This window comes from Psychroserpens citreus (assembly GCF_055686305.1).
Map to the genome: position 1 here is coordinate 3,243,996 of NZ_CM145999.1, position 21,577 is coordinate 3,265,572.

The 21,577-nt window shown below is 32.8% G+C and carries 18 protein-coding genes; 6 read left to right on the forward strand and 12 right to left on the reverse strand.

Annotation, left to right across the window (positions count from 1 at the left end):
- Positions 1 to 66 precede the first annotated feature (66 nt).
- From ACTU6T_RS14505 to ACTU6T_RS14545, 9 genes are all read right to left on the reverse strand, one after another.
- Positions 67 to 3,036, reverse strand: coding sequence for a M16 family metallopeptidase (locus ACTU6T_RS14505; RefSeq protein ID WP_460218915.1), 2,970 nt, complete (start codon positions 3,034 to 3,036; stop codon positions 67 to 69).
- A 101-nt stretch (positions 3,037 to 3,137) separates the two neighbouring features.
- On the reverse strand, positions 3,138 to 4,010 hold the full coding sequence (gene sucD, locus ACTU6T_RS14510; RefSeq protein WP_460218916.1) for a succinate--CoA ligase subunit alpha: 873 nt from the start codon (positions 4,008 to 4,010) through the stop codon (positions 3,138 to 3,140).
- Positions 4,011 to 4,110: 100 nt separating this feature from the next.
- Positions 4,111 to 4,515 (reverse strand): nuclear transport factor 2-like protein, encoded by a 405-nt coding sequence (locus ACTU6T_RS14515; protein ID WP_460218917.1) that lies wholly within the window; start codon positions 4,513 to 4,515, stop codon positions 4,111 to 4,113.
- The gene (locus ACTU6T_RS14520) at positions 4,516 to 5,451 is read right to left on the reverse strand and encodes a UDP-3-O-(3-hydroxymyristoyl)glucosamine N-acyltransferase (protein WP_460218918.1); all 936 of its coding nucleotides are present in this window, start codon (positions 5,449 to 5,451) and stop codon (positions 4,516 to 4,518) included.
- Between the two features lie 4 nt (positions 5,452 to 5,455).
- Complete coding sequence (gene efp, locus ACTU6T_RS14525; protein WP_460218919.1) at positions 5,456 to 6,022, reverse strand: elongation factor P; 567 nt, start codon at positions 6,020 to 6,022, stop codon at positions 5,456 to 5,458.
- Positions 6,023 to 6,045: 23 nt separating this feature from the next.
- Positions 6,046 to 6,831, reverse strand: a complete 786-nt coding sequence (gene lpxA, locus ACTU6T_RS14530; protein ID WP_460218920.1) for an acyl-ACP--UDP-N-acetylglucosamine O-acyltransferase — start codon at positions 6,829 to 6,831, stop codon at positions 6,046 to 6,048.
- 93 nt (positions 6,832 to 6,924) lie between these two features.
- Complete coding sequence (locus ACTU6T_RS14535) at positions 6,925 to 8,331, reverse strand: bifunctional UDP-3-O-[3-hydroxymyristoyl] N-acetylglucosamine deacetylase/3-hydroxyacyl-ACP dehydratase (RefSeq protein ID WP_460218921.1); 1,407 nt, start codon at positions 8,329 to 8,331, stop codon at positions 6,925 to 6,927.
- Positions 8,318 to 9,346, reverse strand: coding sequence for a UDP-3-O-(3-hydroxymyristoyl)glucosamine N-acyltransferase (lpxD, locus tag ACTU6T_RS14540; RefSeq protein WP_460218922.1), 1,029 nt, complete (start codon positions 9,344 to 9,346; stop codon positions 8,318 to 8,320). Before lpxD ends, ACTU6T_RS14535 begins: the two co-directional genes overlap by 14 nt.
- Before the next feature lie 31 nt (positions 9,347 to 9,377).
- Entirely contained in the window at positions 9,378 to 10,598 is a 1,221-nt protein-coding gene (locus ACTU6T_RS14545; protein WP_460218923.1) for an HD domain-containing protein, read from the reverse strand.
- A 35-nt stretch (positions 10,599 to 10,633) separates the two neighbouring features.
- Here ACTU6T_RS14545 and porX point away from each other — a divergent pair, with 35 nt between their 5' ends.
- The 4 genes from porX to ACTU6T_RS14565 all read left to right on the forward strand — a co-directional run bounded on the left by porX (position 10,634) and on the right by ACTU6T_RS14565 (position 14,097).
- Positions 10,634 to 12,187, forward strand: a complete 1,554-nt coding sequence (gene porX, locus ACTU6T_RS14550) for a T9SS response regulator signal transducer PorX (protein WP_460218924.1) — start codon at positions 10,634 to 10,636, stop codon at positions 12,185 to 12,187.
- 120 nt (positions 12,188 to 12,307) lie between these two features.
- The gene (tsaE, locus tag ACTU6T_RS14555) at positions 12,308 to 12,772 is read left to right on the forward strand and encodes a tRNA (adenosine(37)-N6)-threonylcarbamoyltransferase complex ATPase subunit type 1 TsaE (RefSeq protein WP_460218925.1); all 465 of its coding nucleotides are present in this window, start codon (positions 12,308 to 12,310) and stop codon (positions 12,770 to 12,772) included.
- Between the two features lie 243 nt (positions 12,773 to 13,015).
- A complete protein-coding gene (locus ACTU6T_RS14560) occupies positions 13,016 to 13,558 on the forward strand; it encodes a hypothetical protein (protein ID WP_460218926.1) in 543 nt (180 codons plus the stop codon).
- A gap of 182 nt (positions 13,559 to 13,740) precedes the next feature.
- Positions 13,741 to 14,097 (forward strand): hypothetical protein, encoded by a 357-nt coding sequence (locus tag ACTU6T_RS14565; protein WP_460218927.1) that lies wholly within the window; start codon positions 13,741 to 13,743, stop codon positions 14,095 to 14,097.
- On the opposite strand, the gene ACTU6T_RS14570 is transcribed toward ACTU6T_RS14565, so the two are convergent.
- Positions 14,094 to 14,708, reverse strand: coding sequence for a hypothetical protein (locus ACTU6T_RS14570; protein ID WP_460218928.1), 615 nt, complete (start codon positions 14,706 to 14,708; stop codon positions 14,094 to 14,096). The two genes, ACTU6T_RS14565 and ACTU6T_RS14570, sit on opposite strands and share 4 nt — an antisense overlap.
- Positions 14,708 to 15,289, reverse strand: a complete 582-nt coding sequence (locus ACTU6T_RS14575; protein WP_460218929.1) for a hypothetical protein — start codon at positions 15,287 to 15,289, stop codon at positions 14,708 to 14,710. The genes ACTU6T_RS14570 and ACTU6T_RS14575 overlap by 1 nt, the downstream gene beginning before the upstream one ends.
- 200 nt (positions 15,290 to 15,489) lie before the next feature.
- Here ACTU6T_RS14575 and ACTU6T_RS14580 point away from each other — a divergent pair, with 200 nt between their 5' ends.
- Positions 15,490 to 16,689, forward strand: coding sequence for an alanine dehydrogenase (locus ACTU6T_RS14580; protein ID WP_460218930.1), 1,200 nt, complete (start codon positions 15,490 to 15,492; stop codon positions 16,687 to 16,689).
- Positions 16,690 to 16,707: 18 nt separating this feature from the next.
- Positions 16,708 to 17,079 (forward strand): hypothetical protein, encoded by a 372-nt coding sequence (locus ACTU6T_RS14585; protein ID WP_460218931.1) that lies wholly within the window; start codon positions 16,708 to 16,710, stop codon positions 17,077 to 17,079.
- Positions 17,080 to 17,151: 72 nt separating this feature from the next.
- Here ACTU6T_RS14585 and ACTU6T_RS14590 read toward each other — a convergent pair whose 3' ends face one another.
- Positions 17,152 to 21,498 (reverse strand): T9SS type A sorting domain-containing protein, encoded by a 4,347-nt coding sequence (locus tag ACTU6T_RS14590; protein WP_460218932.1) that lies wholly within the window; start codon positions 21,496 to 21,498, stop codon positions 17,152 to 17,154.
- Between the last annotated feature and the right edge of the window lie 79 nt (positions 21,499 to 21,577).

The window sequence follows — 21,577 nt, forward strand, 5'->3', positions numbered from 1 at the left end:
TATAAAAACCTCACAAATTCTTGTGAGGTTTTTAACATTAGTAATTCAATAATAATCTAAAAAAGATTACATCTTGATCTCTTCTGGTTGCTCATAGTTAAACAAGTAATCAATATCCATTTCCTGCACCTTTCCTAATTTTTTCAACGATTCGAAATCAATATCGTTTTTGTTACCAATAACCATGACATTATAATTTTCTCCTTTGATATTCTCATTAAAGAAGGAACGAAGATCATCCATTGTCATATTCTTAATCGTGTTATAAATTTCTTCTCTATTATCGTTATCGATACCTAATTTCTTCAAACGCTCATAGTTCCAAAATACATTAGACTTTGTAATTCGCTGGGCAGCAAGTTTTTTCAAAGTAGACTCTTTTGCAGCATTAAACTGTTCTTCAGCTTCAGGCATGTTGGTCATCAAGTCCATCATTGCATCAACGGCCTGAGGCATTTTATTAGCCTGTGTACCAATATATGCCATGACATAATTAGAATCATCTTTTTTATTAGCTGTACTGTAACTTGAAAATGCTGAATAAGCTAAAGATTTAGATTCTCTAATTTCCTGAAAAACAATAGATGACAATCCACTACCAAAATAGGTGTTAAATAGTGTAGAAGCTGCCATGTTCTCTGCTTTAAAAGGTTCCCCTTTTGCCAAGAATAACATCTCAGACTGCACCATATCAAAATCTACAAAATATACATTTCCGCCTGTTTCCTTTTCTAAATAAGCCATAGCTTCTGGATAATCATTAAGGTCTTGAGTAACGTTATGACTTGCATTTAATGCAGCTACAGCCGCATCAACATCTTTACCATAATAGAATACACGTTGTTTGTAGTTTTTCATGTCCTTAACGATATCTACTAATTCAGCAGGATTCATGGCTTGTAATTCACTTACTTGAAAAATATTTCTTAGGCGTGAATTTTCACCATATTTTCCATAGCTCATTAAACCATTCCAAAGGATGCTTCCTTTTTGAGTTTTATTGTCTTTTCTTCCCTTAGCAATAGATTCTACATATTTGTCATAGGCTTCTTGATCTGGTATAGCATTATTCCATAAATGCTCTAACAATTCCAAGCCTTTAGGTAAGTTTTCTTTAATACCACTTAAACCTACATAAGTCGTTTCAGCTCCAGCATTAACATAATAGTTAACACCTAACTTGTAGAATTCTTTTTTCAAATCTTCGGCTGAGTATTTATCTGTTCCAAGATACTCCATATAACCTGCAGCAAGACCTAACTTTTTATCATTATCACTTCCCATATCAAAAATGATATTCATATTGAATAAATCATTTAATTCGTTGTTAATGTATGATACTACGATACCATTATCTGTTTTAGTTTCTTTAATAGCTTCTTTATAGTCAATAAATTTCGGCTGTAATTGATCTGACTTAGTATTGTTAAAATTCACTAAAAACTCAGAGCTTTGTTCTCTGTTTAATTTTACTGGTGTAATACCAGGGTTTTCAACCTTTACAATAGAATTATCTTCGCCTTGGCGTTTATAAGTGACAACATAGTTATCTTTATAAAAAGCCTTTGCAAAATTTACTATTTCTTGTTTTGTTATTGTTCTTAAATCATTCAAAAATTCAACACGTCCTTTCCAATCTAAATCCTTAATAAAGGCATTGACATATATATCAGCAAGAGCTGAATTGTTTTCATAACGTTGAGTCTCACTCAATTTTAAGTCGTTGATTACGGCATCTAACATCCATTCATCAAAATCACCATTTTTCAATTTTTCGATTTCCCCTAGTAACAGCAACTTTACCTCGTCTAAAGTTTGTCCTTCTTTAGGAGTCCCAGTAAATGTATGGTATCCATATTCTTTTAAAAATGTTGGAGAACAACTAGCATTTTGTACTAATTGATTTTGATTTAAATTCAAATCAATTAATCCAGCAGTACCATTTGCTAAAAGCATATCACACATAGTTACAAGCTTTTCTTCTTTTGTTCCTGCAGCATCAGTTCTAAAGGCAATAGAGATATTTTCGGCGGTAGGACCAAATACTTCTTTAATTACTGGTGATGAAATTGGGTCTTCTTTTGGTAAGGTTGGGTGAACAACCTCTTTTCGTTCAAATTTTCCAAAAGCATCATTCACCTCATTGATGGTCTTATCAAAATCGATATCTCCTACAAGTACTATAGCCATGTTATTTGGAACATAGTACTTATCAAAATAATTATGGATATCAACCATTGAAGGATTTTTCAAATGTTCACCTGTTCCGATAGTGGTCTGTTGCCCATATGGATGATTAGGAAACAAACCATCCAGCATAGCAGCATAGCGTTTTCTGAAATCGTTATCTTGTCCTCTATTAAATTCTTCGAATACAGCTTCTAATTCAGTATGAAATAATCGTAATACTAATTGACTAAAACGTTCGCTCTCTAATGACAACCATTTCTTTAATTCGTTGGCAGGTATTTTATTAGTATAAACTGTTTGCTCAAACCATGTGTAAGCATTAGTTCCTGTTGCTCCTAATGAAGCCATCATTTTATCATATTCATTAGCGATACTATGATTGGATGCTTCTAATGACACTTCATCAATTTTTTTATAAAGTTCCTTTTTCTTTTCAGGATCTGTTTCAGCTCTATGTTGCTCATATAATTCTGAGATTTGGTCTAAATACGCTTTTTCTTTTTCCCAATCTGCAGTTCCTATCTCATCAGTACCTTTAAAGACCATATGCTCTAAATAGTGTGCTAAGCCTGTAGATTCTTTAGGGTCATAATTAGAACCTGCTCTAACAGCAATGTAAGTCTGTATTTTTGGTTCATCTACATTTTTGCTTAAATATACTTTTAGGCCATTATCTAAAGTATACAAGCGAAGTCCTGTTGGATCATTTGCAACTGATTCGTAAGCAAATCCATTTGCATCAGTTTTAGATTCGACAGCATAAGCCAAATCTGATTTGTTTTCTGTCTTACAATTGTAAGCTAATGCTACAATAAACAGCATTACACATAGTTTGATTTTTTTCATTTTCAATTGAGATTAGTTTTAAAAAAAATTCCGTTGACCAAGTTACTGTCAACGGAATTATAACGATGTTGTTTTATGTTTATTTTAACAAGATTTACTTGTTATCCAATAACTTCAGCAACTTTCTTTCCAATTTCTGCGGGAGAATCAACAACATGAATACCACAGGCTCTCATAATTTTCTTTTTAGCTTGAGCAGTATCATCACTTCCACCAACAATAGCTCCTGCATGACCCATTGTACGTCCAGCAGGCGCAGTTTCTCCAGCAATAAAACCTACAACAGGTTTCTTACTGCCACTAGCCTTGTACCAATTAGCAGCATCAGCTTCTAACTGACCTCCAATTTCACCTATCATTACAACAGCTTCTGTTTCTGGGTCATTTATTAATAACTCTACAGCCTCTTTGGTAGTTGTTCCAATAATTGGATCACCACCAATACCAATAGCAGTTGTAATTCCTAACCCTTGCTTTACAACTTGATCTGCTGCTTCATAAGTTAGTGTTCCAGATTTAGAAACAATACCAACTTTTCCTTTTTTAAACACAAATCCTGGCATAATACCAACTTTAGCTTCACCTGGTGTAATAACTCCTGGGCAATTAGGGCCAACAAGTCTACAATCTCTACCTTTGATATAGTCTGCAGCTTTAATCATATCTCCAACTGGAATCCCTTCAGTAATCGTAATAATAACTTTGATTCCTGCGTCTGCAGCTTCCATAATAGCATCGGCAGCAAATGCTGGCGGTACAAATATGATTGTGGTGTCGGCGTCTACTTCTTTTACAGCCTCTTCCACAGTATTAAATACAGGTTTATCTAAATGAGTTTGACCACCTTTCCCTGGTGTTACTCCTCCTACAACATTGGTTCCGTACTCAATCATTTGACCAGCATGAAATGTTCCTTCACTTCCAGTAAACCCTTGTACTATTATTTTTGAATCTTTATTAACTAAAACGCTCATTTGTGTTTGTTTTATTTGATTTTTTATGTTTTTTGAAGAATTCTATTCTTGAAAATTTGTTGTGCAAAAATAAGTTATTGCATATTATTTTTAAAAACTTTTAGACTTTAATTTCAGTAAAAGAATTTAAACTTACAGAACTATTATCGACCTGCTGACTAATTTCAAATCCCTTAAATAGTTTCCCGTTCTTGGTTTCCCAAATAGAAATAAAATGCGCCAACGGGTCTTCTTTTTCAGGACGTTCAATTGAAGTCACATAAATCGTATATCTCGCAGTAATTATACCATTATCATCTAAAAGGTGACTTAACCTATATTTAAATGAATGAAATGACTTTTGAACCCCTTCGAGCATTTCAATCAATCCATTGTAGTCTAATTGCTTATAACCTTGAGTACTATGCCATTTCAACAGACATTCTTTGTGAAAAAGATCGATTACATTCGAATCTTTGGCTAAATCTGAATCGTAAAATGCTTTGACTATTTCTTTTGGAGACATTTATAAGTGTTTTAGTTTTTCTAAAATTTCAGGAATTTTTCTAATAGCAGCAATTTCTTTGTATTTACTTCGGAAATCGTCTGCAGGAACCCCAAAATAGCTTTTATGCCCTTCTAAGGATTTGCTTACACCTGCTTTTGCAGAAATAACAGCCTTAGTTCCAATAGTTATTCCACTGGTAATACCAACTTGTCCCCAAATAGTAACTTCATCTTCAATGACAACACAACCTGCAATTCCAACTTGGGATGCAATAAGACATTTTTTACCTATTACAGTATCATGTCCTACCTGAATTTGATTATCTAACTTAGAACCTGCTCCAATTCTTGTATCAGCAGTTACTCCTTTATCGATAGTACACAAAGCACCAATATCTACATTATCTTCAATAACTACACGACCACCAGACTGCAATTGATCAAAGCCTTCTGGTCTGTTCTTATAATAGAAAGCACTAGCTCCTAAAACAGCCCCAGCATGGATTGTGACATTATCACCAATAATTGTATCATCATAAATATTTACATTCGAATGAATGATACAATTCTTACCAATTGATACATTATGTCCTATAAAACAATTAGGTTGAATCACCGTATTTTCCCCAATAATTGCTGATGGAGAGATAGATACGTTAGACGCTTGGAAAGGTTTGAAATGGAGTGTTAACTTATTAAAGTCTCTAAACGGATCATCACTGATTAATAGTGCTTTGCCTTCAGGGCAGACTACTTTTTTATTAATTAAAACAATAGTTGCTGCAGATTCAAGAGCCTTATCATAGTATTTTGGATGATCTACAAATACAATATCTCCAGATTCTACCACATGAATTTCATTCATTCCTAATACCGGGAAATCATCAGCTCCAACATATTCTGTTGAAATTAGACTTGCAATTTCTTTAAGCGTTTGAGGTTTAGGAAATTTCATTTTGTTATTCCTTGATACGTTCTTTATACGTTCCTTTTTCAGTTTCTACTTTGATTTTATCACCTTCATTAATAAACAAAGGTACATTCACCGTTGCTCCAGTCTCTACAGTTGCTGGTTTAGTAGCATTAGTAGCTGTATTACCTTTAACACCAGGTTCTGTAGCAGTAACTTCAAGAATTACACTTGCTGGCATGTCTACAGATAATGGTAAATTGTCTTCGGTATTAATTAAAACAGTAACCACTTCACCTTCTTTCATTAATTCAGGACGATCTAAAGCAGCTTCTAACAAACGAATTTGTGTATAATCAGATTCATTCATAAAATGATAAAACTCGCCATCATTATATAAATATTGAAATTTATGCGTTTCTACACGAACATCATCAATCTTATGACCAGCCGAAAACGTGTTATCAATTACTTTACCAGTTGTAACACTTTTTAACTTAGTTCTTACAAACGCTGGACCTTTACCCGGTTTAACATGTAAAAACTCAATAATTTTATAGATATCGTGATTATATCTAATACATAATCCGTTTCTAATATCTGAAGTACTTGCCATAATATCTTAGTCTAATATTTTAATTAATTTGATTTGAAATACCCTTTCATAATTCCGCGATGTGAATTCTTAATAAATTGAAGAATTTCATCACGTTCTGGAGTTGCTTCCATTTCAGCTTCAATTAAATCTGAAGCTTGGGTATTATTATAGTTTTTTTGATATAACATTCTGTATATATCTTGAATTTCTCTAATTTTTTCAGTTGTAAATCCGCGTCTACGCAAACCTACAGAGTTAATACCTACATATGATAAAGGTTCACGAGCAGCTTTAACAAAAGGAGGCACATCTTTTCTTACTAAAGATCCACCAGTTACAAAGGCATGATTTCCTATAGAACAAAACTGATGCACAGCAGTCATTCCTGCCAATACCACATAGTCTCCAACAGTAATATGACCAGCAAGTGTACTATTATTTGAAAAAATACAATTGTTTCCAACGATACAATCATGAGCTACGTGACAATAAGCCATAATTAGGCAATTATTGCCAATAACCGTTTTCATTTTATCTGTAGTTCCTCTATTTATGGTAACACACTCTCTTATAGTAACATTATCTCCTATTATTGTAAGTGTATCTTCATCATTATATTTTAGATCTTGAGGAACAGCTGAAATTACAGATCCAGGAAAGATGTTACAATTTTTACCAATACGAGCACCTTCCATAATGGTTACATTACTTCCTATCCAAGTACCTTCTCCAATGGTAACATTACTGTATATTGTTGTAAAGGGTTCTATTACTACGTTCTTTGCAATTTTTGCTCCTGGATGTACGTAAGCTAAAGGTTGGTTCATTCTTGTAATTTTAATTTAGATAAATATGAAAACATGTCTTTACTATTGAGGTTAAATCTAAACAAAATAAATTTAGATTCCTCATGGTTCATATTACTTTACTTTTGAAATTTGTGCCATTAATTCTGCTTCAGCGCACAATTTACCATTAGCATAGGCGTATCCCTGCATATGGCAAATGCCACGACGAATTGGTGTGATTAAATCACACTTAAAAATAAGTGTGTCTCCCGGAACCACTTTTTGTTTAAATTTCACCTTATCAATCTTCATAAAAAAGGTTAAATAATTTTCTGGATCAGGCACAGTACTTAATACTAATATTCCTCCTGTTTGAGCCATAGCTTCAACAATAAGCACACCAGGCATCACAGGAGCTCCTGGAAAGTGACCTTTAAAGAACTCTTCGTTCATAGTCACGTTTTTCATGCCAATAACACCTGTATCTGTTAATTCGAATACTTTATCCAATAACAAAAAAGGCTGCCTGTGTGGCAACATATCCATAATTTGATTCACATCCATTAATGGTGGTTGATTCAAATCAATTTGAGGTACATTATTACGTCGCTCATTTTTAATTATTTTGGACAATTTTTTAGCAAACTGGGTATTGATAAAATGTCCAGGTTTGTTTGCAATAACTTTTCCTTTGATACGTGTACCAACCAAAGCCAAATCACCAACAACGTCTAATAGCTTATGTCTTGCTGCTTCATTTGGATGATGCAGTGTTAAATTATCTAATATGCCGTTTGGTTTAACAGCAATAGAATCTTTCTTGAAAGCTACTCTCAATTTTTCCATAGTTTCTGGAGATAATTCTTTATCTACATACACTATAGCATTATTTAGGTCTCCACCTTTTATGAGACCATGTTCTAATAACATTTCCAGTTCATGTAAAAAGCTAAATGTTCTAGAATCTGATATATCGTCTTTAAAATCAGAAATATGATTTAAGGTCGCATTTTGTGTTCCAAGAACTTTTGTTCCGAAATCCACCATTGTTGTAACCTGATATTCTTTGGCAGGCATTACAATAATCTCACTTCCAGAATCTTCATCCGAATAAGAAACAACATCAGATACCACATATTCTTCTCTAAAGTCATCTTGCTCAGTAATTCCAGCCTTTTCTAGAGCTTCAACAAAAAACTTTGAAGAACCATCCATAATTGGAGGTTCGGAAGCATCTAATTCTATAATGGCATTATCTATATCTAAACCAACTAAAGCTGCCAAAACATGTTCAGAAGTTTGAATGGTTACACCATTCTTTTCTAAACAAGTCCCTCGTTGTGTATTTGTTACATAATTGGCATCAGCTTCTATTATAGGTGCACCTTCTAAATCAACTCGCTTAAATGAAAATCCATTGTTTACTGGTGCAGGACAAAATGTTAGTGTAACATCTTTTCCAGTATGTAAACCAACACCAGTAAGAGATACTTCTTTTTCTATCGTTTTTTGCTTAACGTCTGTTTTAATTATCGCCATTTACTTTTTTTTCTAAATCGGTTATGGTTTTGACAAGTTTAGGTAAGTTTTTAAAATGCACGTATGACTTCACATAATTACCATAATCTATTGCTGGAGATCCATATAATTTTTCGCCATCTTTTACTCGATGACCTATACCTGTTTGCGCTTGCACTTTAACATGATCACCAATAGTTAAGTGACCTGCAACACCAACCTGCCCTCCTATCATACAATACTTACCAATTTTGGTTGAGCCAGCTATACCTGTTTGTGCAGCAATCACTGTATGTTGATCAATTTCAACATTATGAGCAATTTGTATTTGATTATCAAGTTTTACTCCTTTTCTAATAATTGTAGATCCTAGAGTTGCTCTATCAATTGTGGTAGCAGAACCAATGTCAACATTATCTTCTATAATAACGTTTCCTGTTTGTGGAACTTTTTTAAATTCTCCATTCTCATCAGGTGCAAATCCAAAACCATCAGCTCCAATAATTGCACCACTATTAATGATACAATTTTTACCAATTTGAGTTTCAGAATATAATTTTACACCAGAAAAAATGGTAGTATTATCACCTATAGTAACATTATCACCAATATAAGCCTGTGGATAAATTTTCACATTATCACCAAGTTTGACATTTTCCCCTAAATAAGAAAATGCACCTAAATAGACATTTTCTCCATAGGTTGCAGAATCAGACTTATAACTTGGTTGCTCAATCCCAACTTTATTATTTTTTACTTGATTATAATATTCTAATAGCTTAGAAAATGACTTATAAGCATCGTCTACTTTTATAAGCGTAGTTGTAATATCATTTTCAGGTTCAAAAGTCTTATTAACAATAGTAATAGAAGCCTTTGTAGAATATATAAAAGACTTGTACTTAGGGTTTGCCAAAAAGGTTAAAGAGCCTTTTGTCCCTTCTTCAATTTTTGAAAGTTTAGAAACTTCTACCTCAGGATCACCAATGATATCACCTTCTAAAATTCCAGCTATTTGTTGTGCTGTAAAGTTCATTCTCGCAAAAATAGGAAAAATGTGTTAGATTTTATTTAGGATAACAGATATAATATTTAGTTACAGGTTTTGATAAGGCTTTCATACTAAACTGATCGGAGGCTTTCGTAATATCAACTACCTTTCCTGTTTTCTGCAAAATCTTAATGTTTTGGGTTTTGGATTGATACGCTTGATTAGATATTTCATCAATAAACACAAAATATTCTGCATCTTTTTCAGAAATATCATACTTAGACATCAATGCATTAATATGTTTCTTTAATGTCGCTTTTTTGATGGGTTTATTTTTCAGTTTTATCTTTAATAAATCTCTATTGATAATCATATCGCATAGATGTTTTAGAATAAAATCATCATGATATTGCCAATCTTTCATTGCTGCTACAATATCAGTATCATCCAAACGCGAAAATGTTTCTAAGGTAGCTTCATTAAAGTTTTTATCAGAAATTTCATTTCTCAAAAAATAAGACAATGCCTCACTAGCTCGTAATACTATACCCTGAGTTGATAATTCTTTTGCTCTTTTTAAAACGCGTGTTAGTAATTGCTCAGCAACCAAACCTGTTTTATGGAGATACACTTGCCAATACATAAATCGTCTAGCTACCAAAAACTTTTCAACACTATAGATTCCTTTTTCTTCAACTACTAATCGATCTTCAACAACATTAAGCATTGTAATTAATCGCTCACTATTAATATTACCCTCAGCAACACCAGTATAAAAACTATCACGTTTTAGATAATCAGCTCTATCCATATCAAACTGACTAGATATAAGCTCGCATAAAAAGGGTCTTTGATATTGACCTTCAAAAATTTGAATGGCTAGCGTTAAACTTCCGTTAAATTCTGCATTAAGTTTATGCATAAAACGAAGTGAAATTTCTTCATGCGAAATACCATTTACGATACTATGTTCCATGGCATGTGAAAATGGACCATGACCAATATCATGTAATAAAATCGCAATATAAAGTCCTTTTTCTTCATCTTCAGAAATGATAACTCCTTTAAAACGAAGTACATTGACAGCTTTTTGCATTAAATGCATACAACCAATAGCATGATGAAAACGAGTATGATGAGCTCCAGGATATACCAAATACGATAAGCCCATTTGCGAAATGCGTCGTAATCTCTGAAAATATTTATGTTCGATTAAATCGAAAATATCCGAGTTCGGAATAGTAATAAATCCGTAAATTGGGTCGTTAAAGATTTTAAGTTTGTTGCTTGTCTTCAAACTATGACTTTTACATTAATATTAAACAAATATACATGAACACTATAAATATTCTTTGGGTTGACGATGAAATAGATCTTTTAAAACCTCATATTATCTTCCTAGAACAAAAACAATACAAGGTTACGACATGTCAAAGTGGTACAGAAGCGATAGAAATTATTGATGATACTAACTTTGATATTGTGTTTTTAGATGAAAATATGCCTGGGCTTACTGGACTAGAAACTCTAAATGAGATTAAAGAACGACGTCCAAACCTTCCTGTAGTTATGATTACAAAGAGTGAAGAAGAATATATTATGGAAGAAGCTATTGGTAATAAAATTGCAGATTACTTAATTAAACCTGTAAATCCGAATCAAATTTTATTGAGTTTAAAAAAGAATTTAGACCATTCGAGGCTCGTTTCCGAAAAAACCACGTCTAACTATCAACAAGAGTTTAGAAAGATTGCAATGGATTTATCTATGGTGAATAGTTTTGAAGAATGGAGCGATTTATACCAAAAACTAATTTATTGGGAATTGCAGCTAGAAGATATTGAAGATATTGGTATGACCGAAATTTTAGAATCTCAAAAAACTGAGGCTAATGTTCAATTTGGTAAGTTTATAGATAAAAATTATCCAGATTGGTTTGATCATAATGCAGATGCACCTACACTGTCTCATAATCTATTTAAAGACAAGGTAGTGCCAGAATTGAATAAAGATCAACCAACACTTCTCATTGTAATTGACAACCTACGTTATGATCAATGGAAAGCGTTTGAACCTATCGTAAACAATTATTATAAAAAAGACTCAGAAACCCCTTTCTATAGTATTCTCCCAACGGCAACACAATATGCAAGAAATGCCATATTTTCTGGATTAATGCCAGCTGACATGGAAAAACTTCATCCAAATTTATGGAAAAACGATACGGATGATGGTGGAAAAAACATGCATGAAGCCGAGTTCCTTGAAGGACAATTAAAACGATTAGGACTTCAGCATCTAAAAACAGAGTATCACAAAATCACAAACTTAAGATCAGGAAAAAAACTGGTTGAAAATTTTAAAACTCTTAAAGACAATGACTTATCGGTTATTGTGTACAATTTTGTTGATATGCTATCACACTCAAAAACTGAAATGGATGTTGTAAAAGAGTTAGCTTCAAATGACAAAGCTTATAGATCACTAACATTAAGCTGGTTTAAAAATTCTCCTCTACTTGAAATGATACAGCAAGCACAAAATCTTGGATTCAAATTAATTCTTACAACTGATCACGGTACTATTAATGTAAAGCATCCGTCTAAAGTTATAGGTGATCGAGATACAAGCTTGAACTTACGCTATAAAACAGGTAGAAGCCTTACTTACGAAGAGCGTGAAGTGCTCGTAGCTAAGGACCCAAAAGCAATTCAATTACCGTCAATTACTATGAGTAGCTCATTTATTTTTGCTAAAAGTGATTACTTTTTGGCTTATCCAAACAACTACAATCATTATGTGAGTTATTACCGAAACACCTACCAGCATGGAGGTGTCTCCTTAGAGGAAATGATCATCCCTTTTGTTGTGATGAACCCTAAGTAAAAACATCCATGTAATGCATAAAATATCGATGAAATGCACTTTTTATTAGTTTTTTTCAATTATTATTCCTATTATTGCTGTTCAAATTAGGCTAATTAACTGTTTTGGTACCTATTGAAAATGTCAGAAGTTTTAAACATTACATATCAAATTGAAGATGTCGATAAGGTTGCGAAACAAATTTTGCAACATTTAACATCGAAAACACTGTTGTTTTATGGTGAGATTGGTGTTGGAAAAACGACACTTATTAAAGCTTTGGCTAAACAATTAGGCAGTACGGATGATGTAAGTAGCCCAACATTTTCAATTGTTAACGAATATAGCGCTGACGATGCCATTATTTATCATTTCGATTTATATCGAATAGAGGATGAAGAAGACGCTTTAAATTTTGGTTTTGAAGACTATTTATACACCTCAAATTGGGTGTTTATTGAATGGCCTGAACAGGCTAAAAATTTGTTACCAAATGATGTAAATGTGATAGAAATTAGTCATAAAAATGAGACCTCAAGATCCCTCAAATTGAGCCATAACACAATATTAACCCAGAAAAACCCTATGGAGCAGCACAATTTTTAGTAAATTAATTAACGACCTAACACCGCGTCTTTATTGATGATTACGGAAAAACCGTAAGAAAAGGTGATTAAAAAAGAGGTTTTTAACACTCTTGTTAACTGTATAAAGTATAGCAACATGTTATATTTGAGCAATTAATTAATTTAATCCCTTATATTATGAAGACTAAAAAGTACGTACTAGCAATCGCGATTTTCGGTGGTATGTTGTTCACTGCTCAGGCAACTGATTTAATCAATATCGATGGACAAATCAAAACTGAAATCGACAAAAAAGCTTTTAAAAAGCCAAAAAACTTATAGAAGAAACTTTATACAAGGTAGTATTGTTGCAATTTTACTAGCGATTACTCCTTATTTGTTTTCTATACATGAAAGTGTTCCTGAAGAAAGATTCTGGGATACTTTTTTGTTTACATATGACAGTAAAGGCTGGGAAAATGCCAATCTAGTCATGTGGATTCTTACGGGTAAAGCGGTACCTCTATTTTTGTTGCTTATTTGGTTTTTCACTTGTCGTCATTGGTGGTATCACGCTTTATTAGTCCCAATAGTAATGTACTTGTATCAAATATTTTCTCTATTTAATGAGGATCAATCATATTTTGATGAAATGAATTTCATGTACATGTTACCAGTAATGGGTGTTGTTATTCCATCAATTTATTTAGTTCGCGCTAAAATTTTTAATAAATTAAATGATGCAGATAAAACCATGCAAGAGTTAGAAGAGGAATTTATGATAAAACCCAAAGGGGTTTGGGGTAAAGTGAAACAGTATTTTTAACACAATCTATATCGGGAATAAATAAAAAAGCATAATCAAAATTGATTATGCTTTTTTATTGCAACTATAACAATGTCAGAATGTTTTAGCTTTTTTTCTTTATGAATTATGTTAATAATACATTAATTCAAAAATTTTTACATTTGTAACTCTTATATTCACTCTTAATAACCCTAATTATAATGAGTAAGACAGTACATCGCATCATGCAACTCATAGCTTCATTAAACATGAGTGCACGTCAATTTGATATCTCTATTGGTACCGCAAATGGCTATATTCTAAGAATGCAAAAAAACAATGCCTCAGTAGGTAGTGATGTCATTGAGCGTATTGTAAAAGAATATCCTCAAGTTAATCTGGTTTGGTTAATGACAGGAAAAGGCAATATGTTTATTGAAGACGTCAAAAAGCCTAAAGCAAGAAGTCAACAAGATATTGAGGCTTTTATTGATGACAAACTCAAAGCACAATGGTCTGATGAAAAAAAGGCTCTTTTTGATGAAATTTTGAATGAAATTAGATGTTACAAAAATTAAATTGTTAGCTTATCTCTCAATTTAATCAACCTTATTAAATATTCTTTTTTAGAAATAACACCTCTATCATTATGCAACTTATTTAACTCATTCTTAGCTTCCATATAATTATTCATATTGGTATCAGGAAGCTTCAACAAATTTTTATTGATTACCTCATTTAGCCATAATTGAGACATATTTTTATGATAACCAACTTTGTTCGAAATAATAAATAATATCAAAATATATGGTAACGAAAAAGCTAGGCTTTCATAGAAATTTAAAATACCATTATAGCTGGTAATAATCGAATAAATCAATAATGAAAGCTTATACAATTCAATTATAATTGGAATAACAAGAACTAGGCGCCATCGTCTATAACAAGTTACAAACCAGATAGACAATATTGACACAGTAAAGATTTTAACAAAAAACAACCAGATATGATAGTCAATGTCTTTTATTACGTCAGAATTTAAATTCAAAAAACTATTTGACCAAATTTCAGCATCTACAGGTACTAATTTGTATAAATAAAAAGAAAATGGTAGCGCTATTACAATCACTAATGCAACAACATCACGTTTAAATAATCGTTTATTTAGGATTTTATCAAAAACTAACATTATTCAATTTTATAAAATTCATTTCTTAGCTCTATTAACGAATTTAAATACAAATTGGGATCATTTTTAATGAGCTCATTCTCTTGAATGCTCTTAAATTGGTTATTTAAACTTTTAATATCGTTATCATTTTTAAGGTTTAAACTAAAAAATATCTCATCAATTTCTTGGTCTATATCTGTCCTTATTTGGTTAGACAAATTGAATTGTCTTAATTTTTTTGACAAATAAAAAAGCAGTATAATTATTGGTAAAGTTATTGGTAAGCTTGTACTAAATTCGATCTCATCAAATGTCGTTTGTTTATTATTAAATACGCTAATTAGTTTAAGTAATTCAATAAAAATTAAAACCAATATTGATAATCTCCACCAATGCTTGCAAGTTAAAAACCAAATCAAACTAAATCCAATAATTAGAAGTTTCATTTTTGCATAATAAATTAAACCCATGACATCATAAAAACCTATGGTTTGAACATTTGCTTTTAAAAAGTGACTATCTAAAAAATAACCAAAAGTTAATCCAAGAATTAGTAAAACAATCAATACATCTTTCCAGTTTATAGTTTTAACAGTCATTATTTATAGAAAATTATCTATAACGAATATAAGGAATTATTTCAAAAACGAGTTAGTATAATTTACTAGGATACAATTATTCATAATTTAAATCACAACTTTTATTACAAATTTAAGTATAGGCATGAGTAAAATTCTAGAATTAATATCAAGTATAACTAAAATTTAATTTGTAATTTGAGTTTCCAATTTAAAACTCAATGAGCAAATCATTATCTCCATTTACCAAAGCACAATTACTACCTCAAGAAGAAACACTTGAAGTCTATAAAAAGAAAGGTGACTTATTTATTGGTATTCCTAAAGAAACTCACTTCCAAGAAAAACGAGTTTGTCTAACTCCAGATGCGGTTTCAGCCTTAGTGTCTAATGGTCATAGGGTTATGATAGAGTCTGGTGCAGGTGAAGGTGCCAATTTCAAAGATAAAACCTATAGTGATGCTGGTGCTGAAGTCACTAATGATACAGCAAAGGTGTTTTCTTGTCCAATTTTATTAAAAGTAGAACCTCCTTCTTTAGACGAAATAAAACTTATAAATCCGCAAACGCTCTTAATTTCAGCGCTGCAACTCAAAACGCAAAGTAAAAAGTATTTTGAAGCACTAGCCGCAAAACGAATTACAGCTTTGGCTTTCGAGTTTATTAAAGATGAAGATGGCGCTTATCCTGCTGTTAGATCGTTAAGTGAAATAGCCGGAACAGCTTCTATCCTAATTGCCTCAGAATTATTATCTAATGTGAATGGTGGAAATGGATTAATGTTTGGAAACATTAGTGGCGTTCCTCCTACTGAGGTTGTCATAATTGGTGCAGGAACAGTAGGTGAGTTTGCTGCTCGCTCTGCTATTGGTTTAGGAGCCAATGTGAAAATATTTGATAATTCAATTACAAAATTACGATGTGTGCAATCCAATTTAGGACATACCATTTACACCTCTACTATACAACCTAAGAATTTAGTAAAAGCCTTAAAGCGTTGTGATGTCGCCATTGGTGCTGTTAGAGGAAAAAATAGATCTCCAATTGTAGTCACTGAAGCCATGGTGAATACAATGAAATCTGGAGCCGTTGTGATTGATGTGAGTATTGATATGGGTGGTTGCTTTGAAACTAGTGAAGTTACAAATCATGATCAACCAACTTTTGAACACAATGGTGTTATCCATTACTGTGTACCAAATATTCCGGCACGTTACTCACGATCTGCATCGGTATCAATTAGCAACATCTTTACACCTTACCTTTTGAAAATTGCTGAAGATGGTGGTATAGAAAATGCCATCCGTTTTGATCGTGGTTTAAAAAATGGGTTGTATTTTTACCACGGAATTTTAACCAATAAATCTGTTGCAAATTGGTTTGATCTCGATTGCAGCGATGTGAATTTGTTGATTTTCTAAAACACAATATCAATATACATGAAATTAATTCATCGAATAGGCTACTATTTGGGAGGCTTTTCAATAGGCCTCATTTTACTTGCCTTTTTCTTAGGAGGTAAAAAAACCTCGTGTGACTATGGCCCAAATGCTAGAACTATAAAAAATATCAGTACCAAAAAGCGCTTTTATACTGAAGCAGCCGAAAATGCTATGAGATCTTACAATCTAGACACTTTAGCTGTTTCAAATTTGATAACATCTGGTGATGTCAATTTTTCTGAAAGTGATACAAAATCTGAAGATTGCAAAACTTATCTTATCGAAAACGAATTAGATAATAAGGAAGTACTATTGACTATTAAAAATTGTGACTCTACTGCAACAATTCAGTCGTTGATCATAAAATAAAATTTGTTTATTAGTAATAAAAAAAGTCCAGATTAAACACCTGGACTTTAAATCATTAATTATGCTTAATCTTTATTGCTTGATAAACTGCTTTGTGATTATTTTTCCTTCCGAAGAAAATCTAACAAGATAAATTTCAGTATTTAAGTTAGAAATATCAATAATATCATTTTTTACGTTTCCTTTGGAAACTAACTGGCCTACCATATTATATATTTCAAATGACAAATTAGAATAAGTAGACTTAATATTGAGGAAGTTCCCCTTAACCGGATTTGGGTATAATGTGATCTCTTTTAAGTCTTCTAATGCATTTTTTTCTAAAGAATCTGAGACTGGCTTTGACACTCTGCTAGCTCTATCGTCTCTAGACAATAAACTGACATCATCTATAGCTATATCTGCCTGCCATGTACTACCAATAATTCTATTAAAACGCAATAGAACGCTTTTTCCTACGTAGTTAGAAAGACTTACACTAGCGGTTTGCCATGAATTACCTTGGTCTCCAGAACTGTTCCAAATACTCGTCCAGCTAACTCCATCATCATCACTCACTTCTAAATCAATTGATCCCATATCTCCTGCTCCATATTGATGGTATCTAAAACTGAAACTCGCATCTGATAAACTAGACAAATTAAAACATGGTGAGTTTAAAATCGCTTGCTTTTTTAAATTCGAAGAGGCTTCAACATAAACATAATAGGAACCTTCTGACGCACTTGATGGACCTGTTGCACTCGATGGTGTTCCATTAGCATCTACTGTCCAATCCATTTCATCTGCAGTAGATTGTGTCCATGCACCTAAAGTGTTTTCGAAACCTTCTGTATATGGAAAAGAAGAAATCCCATTTTTACAACCTGAATCTACAACTTCAGATAAACTTAGATCATCAATTGCGATATCTGCTTGGTAAGTGTTTCCTAATATTCGATTGAATCGTAATTGAAGACTTCCTCCTACATAAGCTGCAAGATCGATATCTGCTGTTAACCATGAATCTCCTTTGTGTCCAGTACTACTCCATATTGAGGTCCAAGTTGTACCATTGTCATCACTCGCTTCTAAATCTATGGTTCCCATGTCGTTTAATGAACCTGATTGATGGTATTTAAAACTGAAATTCGCAGCTGATAAACTAGATAAATTAAAACATGGTGAATTTAATATGGCTTGTTTGGTTGGATTTCCTGAAGCTTCAACAAATATATAATAGCTGCCTTCTGAAGCACTCGAAGGACCTGTATCACTAGACGGAGTGCCATTAGCGTCAATTGTCCAATCCATATCATCTGTACTTGATTGTGTCCAATCTCCTAAAGTGTTTTCAAAACCTTCAGTATAAGGGAAAGATGAAATCTCTACTGAACAATCATTAGATACAGTAGTATTTACAACTTCAGATAAACTTAGATCATCAATTGCGATATCTGCTTGGTAAGTGTTTCCTAATATTCGATTGAATCGTAATTGAAGACTTCCTCCTACATAAGCTGCAAGATCGATATCTACTGTTAACCATGAATCTCCTTTGTGTCCAGTACTACTCCATATTGAGGTCCAAGTTGCACCATTGTCATCACTCGCTTCTAAATCTATGGTTCCCATGTCGTTTAATGAACCTGATTGATGGTATTTAAAACTGAAATTCGCAGCTGATAAACTAGATAAATTAAAACATGGTGAATTTAATATGGCTTGTTTGGTTGGATTTCCTGAAGCTTCAACAAATATATAATAGCTGCCTTCTGAAGCGCTCGAAGGACCTGTATCGTTAGACGGAGTGCCATTAGCGTCAATTGTCCAATCCATATCATCCGCACTTGATTGTGTCCAATCTCCTAAAGTGTTTTCAAAACCTTCAGTATAAGGGAAAGATGAAATCTCTACTGAACAATCATTAGATACAGTAGTATTTACAACTTCAGATAAACTTAGATCATCAATTGCGATATCTGCTTGGTAAGTGTTTCCCAATATTCGATTGAATCGTAATTGAAGACTTCCTCCTACATAAGCTGCAAGATCGATATCTGCTGTTAACCATGAATCTCCTTTGTGTCCAGTACTACTCCATATTGAGGTCCAAGTTGCACCATTGTCATCACTCGCTTCTAAATCTATGGTTCCCATGTCGTTTAATGAACCTGATTGATGGTATTTAAAACTGAAATTCGCAGCTGATAAACTAGATAAATTAAAACATGGTGACTTTAATATGGCTTGTTTGGTTGGATTTCCTGAGGCTTCAACAAATATATAATAGCTACCTTCTGAAGCACTCGAAGGACCTGTATCACTAGACGGAGTGCCATTAGCATCAATTGTCCAATCCATATCATCTGCACTTGATTGTGTCCAATCTCCTAAAGTGTTTTCAAAGCCTTCGGTATATGGGAAAGATGAAATCTCTACTGAACAATCATTAGATACAGTAGTATTTACACTTCCTGATAAATTAACCTGATCGATAGCAATATCTGCTTGGTAAGTATTTCCTAATATTCGATTGAATCGTAATTGAAGACTTCCTCCTACATAAGCTGCAAGATCAATATCTGCTGTTAACCAAGCATCGCCTTTATGTCCAGTACTACTCCATATTGAGGTCCAAGTTGTACCATTGTCATCACTCGCTTCTAAATCTATGGTTCCCATATCGTTTAATGAACCAGATTGATGGTATTTAAAACTGAAATTTGCAGATGACAAACTAGATAAATTAAAACATGGTGAATTTAATATGGCTTGTTTGGTTGGATTTCCTGAGGCTTCAACAAATATATAATAGCTGCCTTCTGAAGCACTCGAAGGTCCTGTATCGTTAGACGGAGTGCCATTAGCGTCAATTGTCCAATCCATATCATCTGTACTTGATTGTGTCCAATCTCCTAAAGTGTTTTCAAAACTTTCAGAATAAGGAAACGTTATAACTTCATTAGAACATGCAGGCAATGTAGTAGTTGCAATAGACATTTCATTGAGATAATATTCAAGATTTGTATAACCATCAGGTTGCACAATATTTCTATCTGATGCATTGTTAGGATTCAATCCATTTTGACTTTCCCAAACATTAGGCATCCCGTCATTATCGGAATCATAGTTAAATGATCTAACATTAATAGGAGAACTACTTACTGAATTATGAAAATTTAAGTAGTGTTGCTTATTAACTATGTTTGAAGGAGGAAATGGATAATATTCTGATGTGTTACTTGAAACATTAGTAACATAAATATGATCTATGTTATCACGGTAAATCGTAGCACTTCCATCACTGCTTAAATATTTATTTGCTCCTGCATTTAAAGGAATACTAACCAACGCTTGATCAGCGGTCATTAATGTTGGTGCTGCACCCAAAAATGAAAACGGTGAAGATACTCGAAAATCAGAATGCGCATCATCCCATTGATTAATTCCAGCGTATTGACCACTATTAACGTTAAATCGATGAACATAAAGACTCCAATCATCACCTGATTCGGTTAAGAACGTAGGATAAACATTACCATCTGTGTATATTCTTATATTAGATTTTTGACTTGAACTTCCAATATCTAACCAGTTTACTGCAAAATCATACCCTCTTGGCTTTGCTGTTTTAATGCCACTTTGATAATAATTGCCAATTTCATTTAATTGTGAATTATTGTGTGCAGCTACTGTCATTATTCTTGTAAACCAATTATGAACTACATTATTTACAACATCAGTCCTCAGCGCTGCAACATTAGGAAATCTATGGCTAATATTATAGTATAAGTTACCTATTATACTATAGTTTGTTGCGATAGGACTATAACCATCTCCTGCAAGCATTCCGGTCTTGCTCTCTCCAAAAATGCAGTTTTGTATAGTGACATCCGATGAATGGCCTGTAATACTAAAGGCCTCATCTCCACCCCAAGAAATAGAACAATGATCAATTAAAAAATTAGTACAATTAACAGCATTTAATGCATCAACATTGCCAACAGAATTATAGTCTGGTCTAAATCTTATGTATCGAACTATTACATTATCAATGTCTTGAAAAAATACAGCCTTACCGGTAATTGTTATTCCTCCTTGTGGAGCTGTTTGTCCTGCTATTGTTAAATTACTAGCATAAATATGCAAATTGGAGGTTAGCTGGATGGTTCCACTTATATCAAAAACAATAGTTCTATTTGAAGCACTTACTGCGTCTCTAAAACTTCCTGAACCACTATTATTAAGGTTGGTGACATGATAAACAGTACCACCACGACCACCGGAAGCATATGCAGCAGCACCACTTGCATTTGGAAAAGCTTTCTGTTGAGCTATACTAAATAATGGTATGCAAAATAGAATTAGGAGTAAAAAATTAAAGTTTAAAAATTTGGGAATAATGAATAGAGAGGGTCTTAGATTAAAAGTAATCATTTTAGGGTTAGTAATTTGTAATGAATTAATAGTTTAGCAATCTCTTTGTAGACCTATTGTAATTTCAGAATCATATAAA